This window comes from Stenotrophomonas sp. INTA L402-1 (assembly GCF_059295135.1).
The window spans coordinates 41,097-55,240 of record NZ_JCAFWP010000002.1 but is presented as its reverse complement, the minus strand read 5'-3'; the positions used below and the strand labels follow the sequence as shown (position 1 = coordinate 55,240).

Sequence of the window (14,144 nt, the reverse complement as noted above, 5' to 3'; positions counted from 1 at the left end):
ATCGACCGCAGCCCGTCGCCCTGGTGGCGGAACAGTCAGGAAGCCACCCGGGGCGAGTACCGGGACGACCAGCACGCAGGTGTCGACAACAGCGTGCAGCCGACACGGGGAGAGCCGCGTTGCGGCGGCCATGGGGACTTGCCTCTCCATGGTGACGTTCATGCCCCCGGGAATCGGCAGCCTCTACCAGGTGCGCGGACATGCGCGCCCTGACCCCGAAACAGGAATCCTTCTGCCAGCGCTACCTCGAAACCGGGAACGCCAGCGAGGCCTATCGCCTGTGCTACAGCGCCGAGAAGGCCAAGCCCGAGACGGTGAACCGCTCGGCGAAGGAGCTGCTGGATAACCCCAAGATCGCCGCAAGGCTCTCCGAGCTGCGTGCGGAGGCCCTTGTAGGGCACTCGGTGACCGTCGCCAGCCTGCTGAGGGAGCTGGAACAGGCCCGTCTGGTGGCGATGAAGAAGCGCCAGGGGGCAGCAATGGTGCAGGCCACCATGGGCAAGGCAAAGCTGGCCGGGCTGGAGAAGGGCGGCGACCCGGACGACAGCCCCACACCGGCATCGGTACGGATCGAGATCGTCAGCGGGCGGAAGAATGCCAACGCTCAATGAGCCCCAAGCCGCGTTCCTGCAGCTGCCGCACAAGTTCCGCGCCTTCGTGGGTGGTTTCGGCTCGGGCAAGACTTGGGTTGGCTGCGGGTCGTTGTGCAGCCACGTGTGGACGCATCCGCGCGTGCCGGCCGGGTACTTCGCCCCCAGCTATCCGCAGATCCGCGACATCTTCTATCCGACCATCGAGGAAGTGGCCTTCGACTGGGGCCTGCGCGCGCGCATCGTAGAGTCGAACAAGGAGGCCCACCTGTACTCCGGGCGGCAGTACCGCGGCACAGTCATCTGCCGGTCGATGGACAACCCGGCCAGCATCGTCGGCTTCAAGGTCGGCAAGGCCCTGGTTGACGAGATCGACACGCTGAAGAAGCGGAAGGCCCAGGACGCCTGGCGCAAGATCATCGCCCGCCTGCGCGTGAAGGCCGATGGCCTGCAGAACGGCATCGATGTGACGACCACCCCCGAGGGGTTCAACTTCGTCTACGAGCAGTTCCACCAGCTGCCCAGCGAGAACCCGAAGCTGCAGGCGCTGTACGGCCTGGTGCACGCCAGCACCTACGACAACGAGGCCAACCTGCCCGACGACTACATCCAGTCGTTGTTCGAGAGCTACCCGCCGCAGCTGGTGCAGGCCTACATCGACGGGATGTTCGTCAACCTGACCACGGGGTCGGTGTACCCGGCCTTCTCCCGCACGGCCAACAACACCACGGCCGAGATCCAGGATGGCGAGGCGCTGCACATCGGCATGGACTTCAACGTGCTGAACATGACGGCCATCATCTGCGTGATCCGCGACGGCGAGCCGATGGCGCTGGCCGAGCTGACCGGCATCCGCGACACACCGGCGATGATCCAGGCGCTGCGGGACCAGTACGGCGGTCACCGCATGACGATCTACCCGGACGCCAGCGGCGACAGCCAGCACACCAACAACGCCAGCACGTCCGATCTGGGCCTGATCCGCGCCGAACGGTCGATGACCATCGTGGTGCCGGCGGCCAACCCACGCATCCGCTCCCGCGTGGTCAGCGTCAACGCCATGATCCTCAACGCCAAGCGCCGCCGCCGCTTCCTGGTGAACGTGCGCAACTGCCCGAAGCTCACCGAAGCGCTGGAGAAGCAGCCCTACGACGCCAACGGGCTGCCCGACAAGACGACCGGTTTCGACCATCCGCCGGACGCCCTGGGCTACTTCATCCACAGCAAATTCCCCGCCGCAGTAAGCGCGCGCGACCGACCGTCCATTGAACGGCCTCGGGTGCTGGTGCCCCATAGCCGCCAGTGGTTGGAGCACTCCGACCAGCCCTCACTCGCCGAACGTAGGAGATCCGCCCTGTGACCATGCCCACCGCCGACAGCTTCACCGACGCACTGGCGGCCGAGCAGGCAGCCGACGCAGAGCGCGAGGCGCAGGCCCAGGCGCTGGCACAGGAAGAAGCGGACGTCGCCAACTGGCACAAGCGCATCAAGGAGTCGCGCGAGTTCGACAAGCACGCCCGGAAGGGCTATGCGCTGGACCGGCGCTACTGCCGTAACCAGGTCGATCCGGTCTACGACGTGAGCGTGCCCATCGCCGGCACCTACGTGAACCTGCTGACGTCGTTCCTGTATGCGCGTGACCCTGAGCCCGCCGTGCAGCCCGCCGAGTCGGTCGGCTCCAGCCGGGTGAAGCTGGCCAAGCAGGTCGGCCGCACGCTGGAGATCGTCATCGCCTCGCTGTGGAAGCGCGGGCGCTTGAAGCACGCCGCCGACGCCATGGTGCGTTCGGGCCTGAGCATCGGCATCGGCTGGATCAAAGCGGCATGGCACCGCGAGACCGAGCGCGACCCAACCACGGACCAGCGCATCGCCGACCTGCGCGCCAAGCTCGAGGCCCTGGCCCTGATGGAAACCGAGCTGGCTGAAGGCAACGCAGCCAACCCGGACCTGCTGAAGGCTCAGTACGAGCAGCAGATGAAGACGCTCGAAGCACAGGTCGAACACATCATCTACAACGGCCTGGTCTTTGACTTCGTGCGCGGCGAAGACATCCAGGTGTCCATGGACGTGGCCACCCTGAAGGACTACGCCATATCGCCGTGGATCGCCCACCGCACGTTCATGCCGTACGACAAGGCGCAGGCCACGTTCCCGGAGCTGCGCGACGAGCTGGGGAAGGCCGAGGCCTACTACCACGTGCAGCCAGAGAGCCGCGCGCGCGAAGATGGGTTCGCCCCGGCTGATGGTGTGGTGAGCGACAGCGACGCCGAAGTGTTCCGCAGCGCCACGGCAGCGGGGCAGGGCAGTGATGCCGGCCCGCGCTTCCTGTGCATCTGGGAGGTGTGGGACCTGACCACCAACCTGGTGCACACCATCACGCCCGGCCTGCGCCGCAACCTGCGCCAGCCGTACACCCCCGACCAGCGCAGCACGCGCTTCTACCCGTTCTTCCAGTGGGCGCCGCTGTGGGTGGATGGGGAGCGGCATCCACAGTCGCTGGTGGACCGCTCACGCGCCCTGCTGGACGAGTACAACCGTACCCGCACCAACTACCGCGAGCATCGCCGCCGCGCGATCCCGAAGCTAGGCTTCGACCGTGGCGCTGTCGAGCCGGACGACGCAGCGAAGTTGGAGGGCGCTGCAGTCGGCGAAATGGTCGGGCTGGACCTGAAGGGCTTGCCCACCACCAGCGTGCTGTTCCCTATCCAGTACAACCAGATCGACGCCGCGCTGTACGACACAGCACCTATCCGCGCCGAACTTGAACTGATCTGGGGCATCCAGGAGGCGCTGTCCTCCAGCATCCAGACCGCGAAGACGGCCACTGAGGCCGACATCCAGCAGCAGGGCACCGAATCCCGCCTGGGCTACAGCCGCGACAGCCTGGACGATGTGCTGGGCGAGGTCGCGCAGTACACCGCCGAGGAAGCCATGTCACCCGCGGGCCTGTCGCCGGAAGAGGTCAGCGACATCGCCGGGCCTGAAGCCCTGTGGTTCAACGCACCGCTGCCTGAGCTGGTCACCGCGCTTTTGAATGTCGCCATCCGCGCTGGTAGCTCGGGCCGCCCGGCTTCCAATCTCCGCCGGCAGCAATGGGCGACCATTCTTCCTCAGATGCAGCAGGCCGCGATGACCATCGGCCAGCTGCGTGGAGCTTCACCATTCGAGATCGCGGACCGGCTGGAGCAGATGCTCGTCGAGTCCGTGGAGCGTTTGGGCGATCCATCGATCGATGCGTACTCGTTCATTCCCCAGACGCCCGAAGCACCCGCCATGGGCATGCCAGGCGTGCCAGGCGCCGCACCTTTGCTACCCGGCCCCCCTGGTGCCGACCCGATGCAAGCCCTTCCGCCGGCCGAAGCGCCGGTACCCACCGCAGCACCCGTGGGCGGCGTTGTCGCGCCGCCTCTCTGACACAGGAGCAGACCATGCGCCGCCACCCCCTGACTCTGGCCATCTGGCGCGCGATCGCCAGCATGGCCCGCTGATCACCAGCACCACGCCATCCCGCCGCCAACTGAGGTTCCACCATGCACATCGAAGACCCGAACACCCCGGCCACGCCGGATGCCACCCCGACCGACGTACAGCCGGGCGACACCGGCGCGCCGCCGGTTGCCGATGGCGGCGATGCGCCGCAGCCGCCTGCTACTGAGCTGGATGCGTTCTCCGCTGGCGTTGAAGCTGCGCGCGAGCAGGAAGCACGCGAGGATGCACTGCCCGGCGACGCCCCGGCAGCAGACGGCCAGCCGCCGCAGGACGGCGCACCGGCCACGCCGGCCGCGACCGACCCGAACGCACCGCCCGCCGGCGAGCAGCCGCCGGCACCGCCCGCGCAGCCGCAGCAGCCGACCGTTGATGACGAGGTCAAGCAGCTGGGCCTGAAGGAACGCGCGGCTGAGCGCTTCCAGGAGCTGCACACGCAGGCCCGCGACGCCCGCGAGCGAGTCAGCCAGTGGGAGGAAACGGTCCAGAGCACTGGCGCCACGCCGGAGCAGTTCGGCGGTGCACTGCGCTACCTGTCCGACATCAACTCCGGCGACCCGAGGCGCATGGCAGACGCCTACGAGCGCATGCAGGGGGAACTGCAGTGGCTGGGCCGGGAGCTGGGCCGCGAGGCACCGGGCTTCGATCCGCTCAGCGCGCACCCGGACCTGGCCGGCCGCGTGAACTCAGGCGACATCACCCGCGACGTGGCGCTGGAACTGGCCCAGCACCGGCAGACCGGCCAGCTGCAGCAGAACCACACCCAGGCGCAGCAGGATCGCCAGCAGCAGGATCTGCAGTACCAGCAGGGGCTCGCGTCGGTGCAGCAGCTGGGCACGCAGCTCCGTGCTGGTGATGCGCAGTTCGACCAGAAAATGGTGCTGCTGACGCCGACGATCGACATTATCCAGCGCACGCTGCCACCGGCGCAGTGGCAGACCGAGATCCACCGCGCCTACCTGGCCCTACCGGCCACCGCGGTCGCCGCGCCAGCTGCAGCGGCACCTGTCGCCCGCAGCGCCCCCAATCCGATCAGGGCGAACTCTGCCGCGCCGGTGGCGCCAAAAATCACTCCCGAGAACGCGTTCGACATTGGTGTGCAAGCAGCCCGGGCACGCGGGCAATAACGGAGAAGGGGCCTTTCGGCCCCTTCTTTTCTGGATCAGTAGATTCGCGGGACCGAAACTACTTCGAACAATGGCTGGTCGCCGATGTCATCACCATCAGGTCCGACCATCCATCCAGACCACTGGGTGAAGCGGCGGCGCGAATCGCTGAGACCACTTCCATCCGACTGGATACCGTCCAGCCCAAAGAATCTGTCGCTTTGGCCGTACTGCGCATAGAGGTAGGGCTTGTCGCCCAGCACCAATGCGGCGTTCCAGTTTTCGCGTTGACCATCGACGGCGTCAGAAATCCATTCGACGCGCGCCTCCACGGTCCATCCGCCGCCGATGTAGGTCGTCACGCCGGCCGGGTTGGGGAGAAACACACCTACTAAATCGCCAGTGAGCTGCACTGCCGACATGTATCCGCCTTGGCCCTGATTTGCATCAACTGAGAGAAACCATTCGCCGTCCTTTAAATAGAAATGACCGGCGGGAACCTCGCGTGCTTCAGCAGCGAAGAATGCTTCTACGGGAAAAATCATTCCATTGCCCCTGTTTGAGATAGCCGGCTTGCCCCGGCTCGCCGAGTGTACCTTCAGCGCCCATTGACGCGCCCACCAGCGCTGGCATCTTGACCACCGAGCGGCACACCAGCCGCCCCGCGTGTGACGTAAGCCGGGTTCGCCGCCGGTAGCGCTGTAACGAGCCTCGCGCCCTCGGAACGCGGAAAGACCCTCAGCCCCTGCGGGCTGGCCATCTTTCCTTCCGAGGCCATTCCTATGCCGCTTACCGCTGCGCAGATGGTGTCTGGTGCAAACACCCAGCTCCAGACCTATGCGACCAACGACCCGATCGATCAGTTCACCACCCAGCGACCGCTGGCCAACTGGCTGATCCAGAACCGCCAGGACTCGATCTTCGGCAACGGTGTCTTCAACGAGAAGATCCGCTACACGAACGACTCGAACTACCAGAACTACACCGGTGACGACCAGGTCACCTACAACCGCAAGAAGACCGTGCGTCTGGCGCCATTCCAGGCGTATGAGGCATTCGACGGCTTCACCCTCAACGAAACCGAGCTGGCCAACAACGGCATCATCCTCACCGATGACCGCAATGCGGTGATGACCGAAGCCGAGAAGATCCAGATCGTCAACATCCTCCAGGAGAACTGGACCACCCTGAAGGATGGTTTCCAGGAGAACTGGGACATCGAAGTGCACCTGGACGGCGCGACCAATCCGAAGGCTGTTCCGGGTCTGGACGCGCTGGTCAGCACTACCCCGACCGTGGGTACCGTCGGCGGCATCGATCGCGCGGCCACCCCGTACTGGCGCAATTGGGCCGACATCGGCATCAGCACCGCCACCGCCGGCAACCTGATCTCGCACCTGGAAACCCTGTGGCGTAAGTCCATCGCCTACGGCAAGTTGGGTGCGCCTGACTTCATCGTGGTCGGCTCGGACATGTACGACGCCATCCAGGCGGACGCGCTGAAGGTCATGAGCCGCCAGATCACGATGGGCACCTCGGCCACCGGTGGCGTCACCTTGGACCCGTCCACCAAGGCCCTGGCCTTCAAGGGCGTGCCGGTGGTATGGGATCCGACCTTCGACGCCCTGGACGACCTGCTGGGCGCCATCGCGGTGCCGTGGAAGAAGCGCGGCTACTTCCTCAACAGCAAGTCGCTGAAGCTGCGCCCGGTGAAGGGCCGCTGGATGGTCCGCCGCACGCCGCCGCGCGTGTACGACCGCCACACCCACTACTTCGGCATGACGGCGCACTACGGCCTGACGCTGAAGAAGGGCAACAGCAACGCGGTCTTCTCGATCGCCTGACCCCACGCAACGCCGGCGGGGGCATGCCTCGCCGGCAGGAGAACGAAATGCCGAACGTGAAGACGCTCCCGACCGGGGGCACCATCGTCAAGCTCAACAAGACCCCGCTGCTGGGCGGCTGGGGCCGCGAAGGCCTGGCCAACCTGGGTGACAACACCACCGTGACCACCGGCGTTCTGCTGCAGGGACATGAAGCGCCGGCCGACGGCAGCACCCCGGCCGCTGGCAGCTCGGGCTGGTTCACCCTGCTGAGCGCAGCCGCCAACCTGGCGCCGGTGGTCGAGATCGCCGACCTGCCGGACTTCATCCGCACCGGTACCGCCGCGACGGCGCCGATTACCCTGGAGGGCGTGCAGTAATGGCCAAGACCGTATCCCTGCTGTTGCTGACGCTGGTCATCGACCGCGACGCGACCACCAAGCTGCCGGTGCAGATCTTCGACTACGAGCTGCCGATCGTGGAAGAGCTGTATCCGCCGGAATCCATAAGCGAGTCGAAGCGCGAGGCTATCGAGGTCAAGGACTTCGACGTGTCGGAAGTCTACGCCGGCCTGCAGAACAAGTACGGCCGCACCGCGGAAGGTGCTGAGGCGCTGAAGCACGCCTACCGCAACGACCGCGAGTTCGCCAAGGCTGTGCAGGCCAGCATCGCCGCGGCGAAGGACGAAGCCGAGCAGGTCGACCAGGACGACGAGGAAGAAGACGACCAGCCGACCGAGCTGGAAGCCCTCGCCGGCAAGACCGTCGCCGAGATCGAGGCGGCGCTGGACAACCTGACCGACGAGGACCTGCACGAGCTGGCGGCGATCGAGAACGCCCGCGAGAAGCCGCGCAAGGGCGTGCTGGATGCCATTGCTGCGGCACTGGGCGACCAGGGCAGCGAAACCGTTTAAGTCCGCTGGCGGCGGGCTGGCGGCCGGCCGGGGCGACTCGGTCGGCCGTTTTTCTTTCTGGAGAACGATATGGGCGGCAACAACGCACCGATCATGGTCAACGGCGGCAACGTCTACGACAGCCCGCTGGGGTATGACGCGCCGATCAACTACGACACCGGCCAGGTGAACCTGTCATCGCTGGGCGTGGAATGGTCCCTGAAGAAGGCACGGCAGGAGGTTATCCGCCGCCTCGGCTTCGTGGTCGAGCCGGTGAAGGTGCAGCGCACGTTCGACCAGCTGCGGCAGACGGTATCGACGGCGCTTGGCTTCACCTACGTGGGCACTCCTGCACCGCGCACGATGGCATCGCTGCGGCTGGACCTGCTGCGCCGGCTTGGATTCTCCGCGCAGGCCACTGCCGATGCCTGGGCACCTGGCGTCAAGGAGCTGCTGACCAACTTCCTTTCCGAAGCGCAGGTGGCGCTGCAGCACCAGTACCGGCTGAGCGTCAGCACGCCGCTGGCACCGTTCCATGACGACGCCGACGTGACCACGCTCGATCCGTGGGCCGTCTTCCTGCTGGCGCTGGCCAACGGCAAGGCCCACCACGGCCAGCAGGACGCGAAGGCCTACTACGACCAGCTGGGCGGCTACATCACCACCGTGGCGAAGTCTGCGGACGTGAACCAGATCATCAACACCGCGCAGGACTCGCTGCTGCAGCGGTATGCAATGGACCGCTACGGCGACGGGAAGGCGCCGCTGGTCGAAGGCGACGACAAGACCCTGATCGACGGCGTGGCCGTGGAAATGCAGGCGATCGCCGATGCGAAGGCAAAGTACGGCCAGAAGGATGCCGAGGCCTACTACAGCCGCCTGCAGGAGATGGCACGGCGTCGGCCGTTCGACCTCGACGCGATGGTCGACAGCTTCATTCGTGACGCGCAGGACCAGCTGTATCAGCAGTACAAGGAACTGCGCACCGAGCGGTGGTGGACCATCCAGTGCGTGCCCGGCGCCAACCTGTACGACGTGCCGCTGGATCTGGATCAGTACCTGGACTTCCGGCGTATCACCTGGGCGGGGATCCAGGACGACGTGCAGTGGACGCCCCTGATCGACGGCATCGACCCTGTGCTGTACACCAGCACCTCGCTGAGCAAGCCGGCGTATTACCGGATCACCGGCTGTATCGAGATCTTCCCGGCACCCGACCGCGCGTACACGATCAAGATCCGCGGCCACCTTGGCCTGAAGTGGCTCACCGGTGACGACGACCTGCTGACGGTCAACAGCCGCGCGGTGTTCCTGCATGCTCTGGCGAACGCGAAGGCGCACTACAAGCAGCCCGACGCCGGCAACTACATGCAGCAGGCCCAGGCCTATGTGCGGCAGCTGATCGCCGGCTCCCACGGCACCCGGCGCTACATCCCCGGCACGCGGCAGATTCCGCCGGCGCGGCGCCCGATTCCCGTTGGCGGCTGGCCGGAGGGCAACTGATGCGCGCCACCTACCTGACCGCCGTAAAGGCCGGCATCACCCGCCTGCGCGACAAGGGCGGCGCGTCGGAGGATGCGCTGTTCGATCTGCTCAACGGCTACGTGACCGCGGCCCGCACCATCCGCATGCGCCAGGCCGCGCGCATCCAGCTGGACCTGCCGCCCGGCACGATCGGCCTGACCTCTTTCAAGGGCGCGTTCGTCGTCTATGCCGACCAGGTGATGCCGGCTGGCCCCGGCTACTCGGTGGTGGTTCTGAAACACCCGAGCAACGGCGCGGCCACGCTGAAGGAGATCCACTACTCGCTGCCGTATCTGGGGTTCCTGTACGTGGTGGCCGAGTTTTCCGATGGGTCGACCTATCACTACTGGCTGGAAGAGGGGAAACCCTGGTCACCCAACACCACGTACCTGCCCGGTGCGCTGGTCAGCCCCACGGCGCCCAACGGCTTGGCCTATACCCTGGTGGATACGGGTGGTGGCCACGCAACATGGGAGGCCTACGCAGCACGCACGGTGGGTAACGTGGTGGTGCCGTCGGCCAACAACGGCTTCAAGTACACGGTCAGCTCGGTGAGCGGTGCCAACGCGCGCTCCGGCGACACCGAACCGCAGTGGCCGGCAACAGCCGGCGGCACCGTGAACGAGGACGTTCCGCTGGAGAACCCGCTGGGGAATGCGGGCAGCGGCACGGCGGGCGGCTCGGTCCCGCAGTGGACTGCTGCCAAGCAGGCGGCAAAGGGCGACCTGATCAGGCCGGTGAACCTGCCCAGTCCCACGGCAACAGCCCCAATCAACGGCGACTTCACTGCGGGTAACACCGGCTGGGATCTGGAAGGCGGTGCGCACATCGTGTCGGGCAAGCTGGAACTGCCCGGGCGCATCAGCGATGGCGCGGCGGTGAATCAGGCGCGCTTTGTGGTCGCCGATGGGGGATCGCTCACGGCGAACTGCCTGATCGAGCAAGGTCCGGCCAAGGCCGGCGCCACGCGCGGCTGGGTGGAGGTCCGGTGGTACGACAAGGACGACGTGATGATCAGCTACACGCAGGGGAACATCGTCAGCAGCGATGCGGCGATCTCCACTGCAGTTTCGCCGAAGCCGGCCGGCGCGTCGTATGCCCGGGGCGTCATCGCTCTGTGGTCGGTTGGAGACCATGACCACGTGACCGGTGCCGATAACCTCTCTGTCAGCGGTGCCGTGAATGGCCTCCCTGCAGGCCTGGTATACCGCGCCGTGCAGGACGTGGTGGCGCATACCGGTGCCACAGAACCGGCGTGGCCGAACATCCTCGGTAAGCGCGTGGTCGATGGCGGGGTGACCTGGGAAGCTGTGGCGATCACCCGCGTCACCTGGACAGCATCCCCGCTGTACGTGAGCGGCGGCAGCGAGCCGGCGTGGCCAACCAACGTGGGCGGCACCGTGGTGGATGGCAGCGTGACCTGGCAGGCCGTGAGCCGCCGGGTAGAGGACCCGAACTGCCCCAACAGCAAGGTAGTGCTGATCGGCGCCTCGAAGGTCTTCGCCGGCAATGGCGACACCGTTCCGTATAGCGCCACCGTGGCGCCGAAGGACTGGAGCAGCGCCAACGATGCCGGGTTCCTGCCCACGGGCCTGCAGAACTACGGCGCAAATCCGGTGGCGGCCATGGGCCTCTACCGCGGCAACCTGACCGTGTTCAATGCCGAGGCATTCCAGCTGTGGCAGATCGATGAAGATCCGGCCAGCATGTCGCTGCTCGACGCGCTGCCGGTTGGCAGCACCCAGCACCGCGCCATTGCGGCAGTGGGCAACGATCTGCTGTTCCTGGCCAGCCAGGGCGTGCGAAGCGTCGGCATCGCTGCCAGCAGCACGAACTTCCAGGCTGGCGACGTAGGCATGCCGATCGACCCGCTGGTGCAGGCATGGCTGGCGCAGCCTTCGGTGGTGCCGCGCGGCCTGTACTTCCCGGCCGCTGGCCAGTACTGGCTGATGTTCGCGAAGGACGGCCAGACAGAGGTTTTCGTTTACACCATGACGCAGATTGGACAGGTGGGCGCCTGGTCGCGGTACGTCTTCCCGTTCGAGGTGCACACCTGGGCGATCCAGGGCGACGCGCTCTACCTGCGTTCGGCCAACCGCATCTATCGCATGGTCGATGGCGCGATCGGGGACGAGCTCTCACCGGGCGTGTTCACCCCGTTTCAAGGTGTCATCCAGTGGCCGTGGCTGGATTTCGGCCCGGCCGGCGTCACGAAGATGCTGTACGGGTTCGAGGTGGTGGGACGGGGCAAGGTCGGTATACAGGTCGGCTTCGACCAGACCAATGGCGGGGCGTTTACCCCTGCATACAAGGTGGACCCGGACACGCTCACCGGTGGCCCGGTGCCAATGTCGATGGCGGCGCCGACGTTCGCTGTGCGGCTGGTGTACGACGGCACCGAGGCGTGGCAATGGAACGCCTTCGGTCTGTATGTGCAGGACTTCCGCCCCATGGCGTGACCATTGATCAAGGGGGGTAGGAAGTCAGCATTTCGGCATGATTTCCCCACGTCTCCCGCGCAATGTTGTTCCCTGTCGGCCACTCCACCTGGTGGTGCTGGCCGACATTCTTCGGCACGAAGAGCAACGACAGTTCCTAGCCGTCCTTGGCGGCAACGCCTACAGCCCTGATACCACCGCGCACGCGTTGGTGAACGCCTGGGCCACTTCTTCCCCGTATGCGCTCACCGTGCTGCGCGCTGATGGGACGCCCGCTGCTGCTGGCGGATTCGAGCCGGTCGGACCGGGCATCTGGCAATCGTGGATGGTCGGCACTGAACAGGGCTGGGCCGAGCAGTGGCGCGCGATGACGAAGGCCAGCCGATGGCTGATCGACCAGCTGTTTGCAGCCGGCGCGCGGCGCCTGCAGGTCAATGCTCTGGCTGACCGCTTGGCGGCCATCGAGTGGTTCGAACGGTCGCTGGGAATGCAGGACGACGGTGTCTGGAGCAGGCAGGGCGCCAACGGCGAGGACATCGCTCACTTTTCACGTATGCGAGGTGCCTGATGGGCGGCAGTAGCGGAAGCAAGGCGGCAAATGCCGCGGCACAGACCGAGGCCTGGCGAACCTCGAACATCAATCGCGCCACAGACCAGGTGAATCGGCTCTACAGCGCACCCTCGCGCCAAGCCGGCTACGACGACTTCCTGGGCGCCACTCGGGATTTCTACGGTGGCGAGCTGGGGCGACAGAAGGAGCAGGCAGACCGAAGCCTGAAGTTCGCCATGGCCCGCAGCGGCCTCGCAGGCGGATCCGCAGCTGTAGACGCCAACCGTCGCCTCGGCGAGGACTATCAGCGCGGCGTGCTGGATGCCGAGCGCCTGGCGCAGGGCGCACTGGCCGACCTGAGGGCATCGGACGAGACCTCGCGCCAGAACCTGCTGTCGCAGGTCGCCGGTGGCATGAGCCTGACCAGCGGCGCAACGCAGTCCGCTCAGGCGCTGCAGGGCAACCTACAGGCCGCGCAGGGCCGACTGCGGGCAGAGAACCTGGGCGACATCTTTAGCGGATTCGCAGACCTGTACAGCCGCAGCCGAGAGGCGGCGCAGGAGCGGCGCGGTGCACGCGACTTCAACACCTTGTTCCAGCCGGGCTTCGGCTATGGCGGTCGCCAATGAACGCGATGCCCGACGTGATCAGCACCATGGCTCGGCTGGTGAGCCAGCCATCGCTTGCTGACATCGTGCAGCTGCAGGACCTGTGCGCGCAGCTGCCGCAGGCGGACATGCCGGTGGAGCACACCTTCCTTCCGGGCCAGTACCTGCGCCGCATGTCGATGCCGGCCGGTGCACTGGTCGTGGGCAAGCGTCACCGCTTCCGGCATGCCCTGATTGTCTCTGGCCACGTCACCCTGCGCACCGCCGACGGCATGGTGGAGCTGCAGGGATTCCACGTCATCGACTCGCCGCCGGGGATGAAGCGGGCCATCTACGCGCACGCACCGAGCGAGCTGGTAACCGTCCACCTCACGGACGAAACGGATCTGGAGCGGATCGAGGCGCTGGTGATCATGCCCGACGACGAGCCGCTGGAATTGGAGGCACAGCCATGACGTGGGTCGCAACGGCCATCGCGGTGATCGGCGCCGCAACGCAGCAGTACACGCAGCACCAAGCTGCCAAGAAGGCCGACAACCAAGCGGCGAACCGCATCTACCAGCAGGCGGCCAACCAGGAGCGCGCCGACTACGCGGTGAACCAGCTGCTGACACAGCGTGCGACGGATGACGGCAGTACCGAGCGTGCAAGCACCGCGCGCAGCATGATGGACCAGTCACGCGCCGCACAGGCCGCTGCCAGTCGTGGCCTCAATCAGGCGGGCGCCGTCAGCGACAGCTATCGCACTGCGTCCAACGACGCCGCCCTGGGCATCAGCGACTACGGCCAACGTGCCGCCAACCTGATGGCTCGGATCGACGCGCCTCAACAGCAGCGCAGGCGCGAGGTGCTGCAGAGTGGGAACCTGGCATCGCAGCTGGGCCTGATCGGCCGAGAGGCGGCCAGCGATGACTTCCTGGCGAAAATGCGCATGCAGGGTATCCAGCCCGATCCGTGGCTGATGGCGGCCGGCCAGCTGGCGCAGGTTGGCGCGCGCGCCTACTCGGCGAACCAGGCGAACAAAGACGCTCCCACCCTTGCTGGCTTGATGGGGAAGGGCTCGAACCGGGGCTTCGGCAACGAGGCGACCAGCTGGTTCAACAATCAATCCCTGTGGGGGCAGTGAC

Annotated in this window: 14 protein-coding genes; 13 read left to right on the top strand and 1 reads right to left on the bottom strand. The window is 66.3% G+C overall.

All coding sequences use genetic code 11. The features are described 5' to 3' along the window. Positions 1-200: 200 nt before the first annotated feature. The 4 genes from AC5O77_RS02890 (at position 201) to AC5O77_RS02875 (ending at position 5,203) form a co-directional block, all read left to right on the top strand. A complete protein-coding gene (locus AC5O77_RS02890; RefSeq protein WP_494506451.1) occupies positions 201-611 on the top strand; it encodes a terminase small subunit in 411 nt (136 codons plus the stop codon). Beyond that, positions 595-1,950, top strand: a complete 1,356-nt coding sequence (locus AC5O77_RS02885) for a phage terminase large subunit (protein WP_494506450.1) — start codon at positions 595-597, stop codon at positions 1,948-1,950. The genes AC5O77_RS02890 and AC5O77_RS02885 overlap by 17 nt, the downstream gene beginning before the upstream one ends. Then, positions 1,947-4,004: a hypothetical protein gene (locus AC5O77_RS02880; protein WP_494506449.1), complete on the top strand. Its 2,058-nt coding sequence runs from the start codon at positions 1,947-1,949 to the stop codon at positions 4,002-4,004. The genes AC5O77_RS02885 and AC5O77_RS02880 overlap by 4 nt, the downstream gene beginning before the upstream one ends. A 116-nt stretch (positions 4,005-4,120) precedes the next feature. Then, positions 4,121-5,203 carry a hypothetical protein gene (locus tag AC5O77_RS02875; protein ID WP_494506448.1) on the top strand — a complete coding sequence of 361 codons (1,083 nt, stop codon included), beginning with the start codon at positions 4,121-4,123 and terminating at the stop codon, positions 5,201-5,203. Positions 5,204-5,238: 35 nt separating this feature from the next. On the opposite strand, the gene AC5O77_RS02870 is transcribed toward AC5O77_RS02875, so the two are convergent. Further along, on the bottom strand, positions 5,239-5,727 hold the full coding sequence (locus tag AC5O77_RS02870; protein ID WP_494506447.1) for a hypothetical protein: 489 nt from the start codon (positions 5,725-5,727) through the stop codon (positions 5,239-5,241). Between the two features lie 237 nt (positions 5,728-5,964). Between AC5O77_RS02870 and AC5O77_RS02865 the strand changes: the two genes are divergently transcribed. From AC5O77_RS02865 to AC5O77_RS02825, 9 genes are all read left to right on the top strand, one after another. Continuing rightward, on the top strand, positions 5,965-7,026 hold the full coding sequence (locus tag AC5O77_RS02865; protein ID WP_494506446.1) for a phage major capsid protein: 1,062 nt from the start codon (positions 5,965-5,967) through the stop codon (positions 7,024-7,026). A gap of 47 nt (positions 7,027-7,073) precedes the next feature. Next, positions 7,074-7,385: a hypothetical protein gene (locus AC5O77_RS02860; protein WP_249843385.1), complete on the top strand. Its 312-nt coding sequence runs from the start codon at positions 7,074-7,076 to the stop codon at positions 7,383-7,385. Continuing rightward, positions 7,385-7,918 carry a hypothetical protein gene (locus AC5O77_RS02855; protein ID WP_494506445.1) on the top strand — a complete coding sequence of 178 codons (534 nt, stop codon included), beginning with the start codon at positions 7,385-7,387 and terminating at the stop codon, positions 7,916-7,918. Before AC5O77_RS02860 ends, AC5O77_RS02855 begins: the two co-directional genes overlap by 1 nt. Before the next feature lie 69 nt (positions 7,919-7,987). Further along, positions 7,988-9,400 carry a phage adaptor protein gene (locus tag AC5O77_RS02850; RefSeq protein WP_494506444.1) on the top strand — a complete coding sequence of 471 codons (1,413 nt, stop codon included), beginning with the start codon at positions 7,988-7,990 and terminating at the stop codon, positions 9,398-9,400. After that, positions 9,400-11,880: a hypothetical protein gene (locus tag AC5O77_RS02845; protein ID WP_494506443.1), complete on the top strand. Its 2,481-nt coding sequence runs from the start codon at positions 9,400-9,402 to the stop codon at positions 11,878-11,880. Before AC5O77_RS02850 ends, AC5O77_RS02845 begins: the two co-directional genes overlap by 1 nt. A gap of 37 nt (positions 11,881-11,917) precedes the next feature. Beyond that, complete coding sequence (locus tag AC5O77_RS02840) at positions 11,918-12,427, top strand: hypothetical protein (RefSeq protein ID WP_494506442.1); 510 nt, start codon at positions 11,918-11,920, stop codon at positions 12,425-12,427. Continuing rightward, entirely contained in the window at positions 12,427-13,038 is a 612-nt protein-coding gene (locus tag AC5O77_RS02835; RefSeq protein WP_494506441.1) for a hypothetical protein, read from the top strand. The genes AC5O77_RS02840 and AC5O77_RS02835 overlap by 1 nt, the downstream gene beginning before the upstream one ends. Positions 13,039-13,043: 5 nt before the next feature. Beyond that, complete coding sequence (locus AC5O77_RS02830) at positions 13,044-13,472, top strand: hypothetical protein (RefSeq protein WP_494506440.1); 429 nt, start codon at positions 13,044-13,046, stop codon at positions 13,470-13,472. Then, positions 13,469-14,143 carry a hypothetical protein gene (locus AC5O77_RS02825; RefSeq protein ID WP_494506439.1) on the top strand — a complete coding sequence of 225 codons (675 nt, stop codon included), beginning with the start codon at positions 13,469-13,471 and terminating at the stop codon, positions 14,141-14,143. The genes AC5O77_RS02830 and AC5O77_RS02825 overlap by 4 nt, the downstream gene beginning before the upstream one ends. The last annotated feature ends 1 nt before the right edge of the window (position 14,144 follow it).

Coding starts and splice junctions, on each gene's coding strand:
- AC5O77_RS02890 (WP_494506451.1), top strand. CDS start 201: ATGCGCGCCCTGACCCCGAAACAGGAATCCTTCTGCCAGCGCTACCTC.
- AC5O77_RS02885 (WP_494506450.1), top strand. CDS start 595: ATGCCAACGCTCAATGAGCCCCAAGCCGCGTTCCTGCAGCTGCCGCAC.
- AC5O77_RS02875 (WP_494506448.1), top strand. CDS start 4,121: ATGCACATCGAAGACCCGAACACCCCGGCCACGCCGGATGCCACCCCG.
- AC5O77_RS02870 (WP_494506447.1), bottom strand. CDS start 5,727: ATGATTTTTCCCGTAGAAGCATTCTTCGCTGCTGAAGCACGCGAGGTT.
- AC5O77_RS02865 (WP_494506446.1), top strand. CDS start 5,965: ATGCCGCTTACCGCTGCGCAGATGGTGTCTGGTGCAAACACCCAGCTC.
- AC5O77_RS02860 (WP_249843385.1), top strand. CDS start 7,074: ATGCCGAACGTGAAGACGCTCCCGACCGGGGGCACCATCGTCAAGCTC.
- AC5O77_RS02855 (WP_494506445.1), top strand. CDS start 7,385: ATGGCCAAGACCGTATCCCTGCTGTTGCTGACGCTGGTCATCGACCGC.
- AC5O77_RS02850 (WP_494506444.1), top strand. CDS start 7,988: ATGGGCGGCAACAACGCACCGATCATGGTCAACGGCGGCAACGTCTAC.
- AC5O77_RS02845 (WP_494506443.1), top strand. CDS start 9,400: ATGCGCGCCACCTACCTGACCGCCGTAAAGGCCGGCATCACCCGCCTG.
- AC5O77_RS02840 (WP_494506442.1), top strand. CDS start 11,918: ATGATTTCCCCACGTCTCCCGCGCAATGTTGTTCCCTGTCGGCCACTC.
- AC5O77_RS02835 (WP_494506441.1), top strand. CDS start 12,427: ATGGGCGGCAGTAGCGGAAGCAAGGCGGCAAATGCCGCGGCACAGACC.
- AC5O77_RS02830 (WP_494506440.1), top strand. CDS start 13,044: ATGCCCGACGTGATCAGCACCATGGCTCGGCTGGTGAGCCAGCCATCG.
- AC5O77_RS02825 (WP_494506439.1), top strand. CDS start 13,469: ATGACGTGGGTCGCAACGGCCATCGCGGTGATCGGCGCCGCAACGCAG.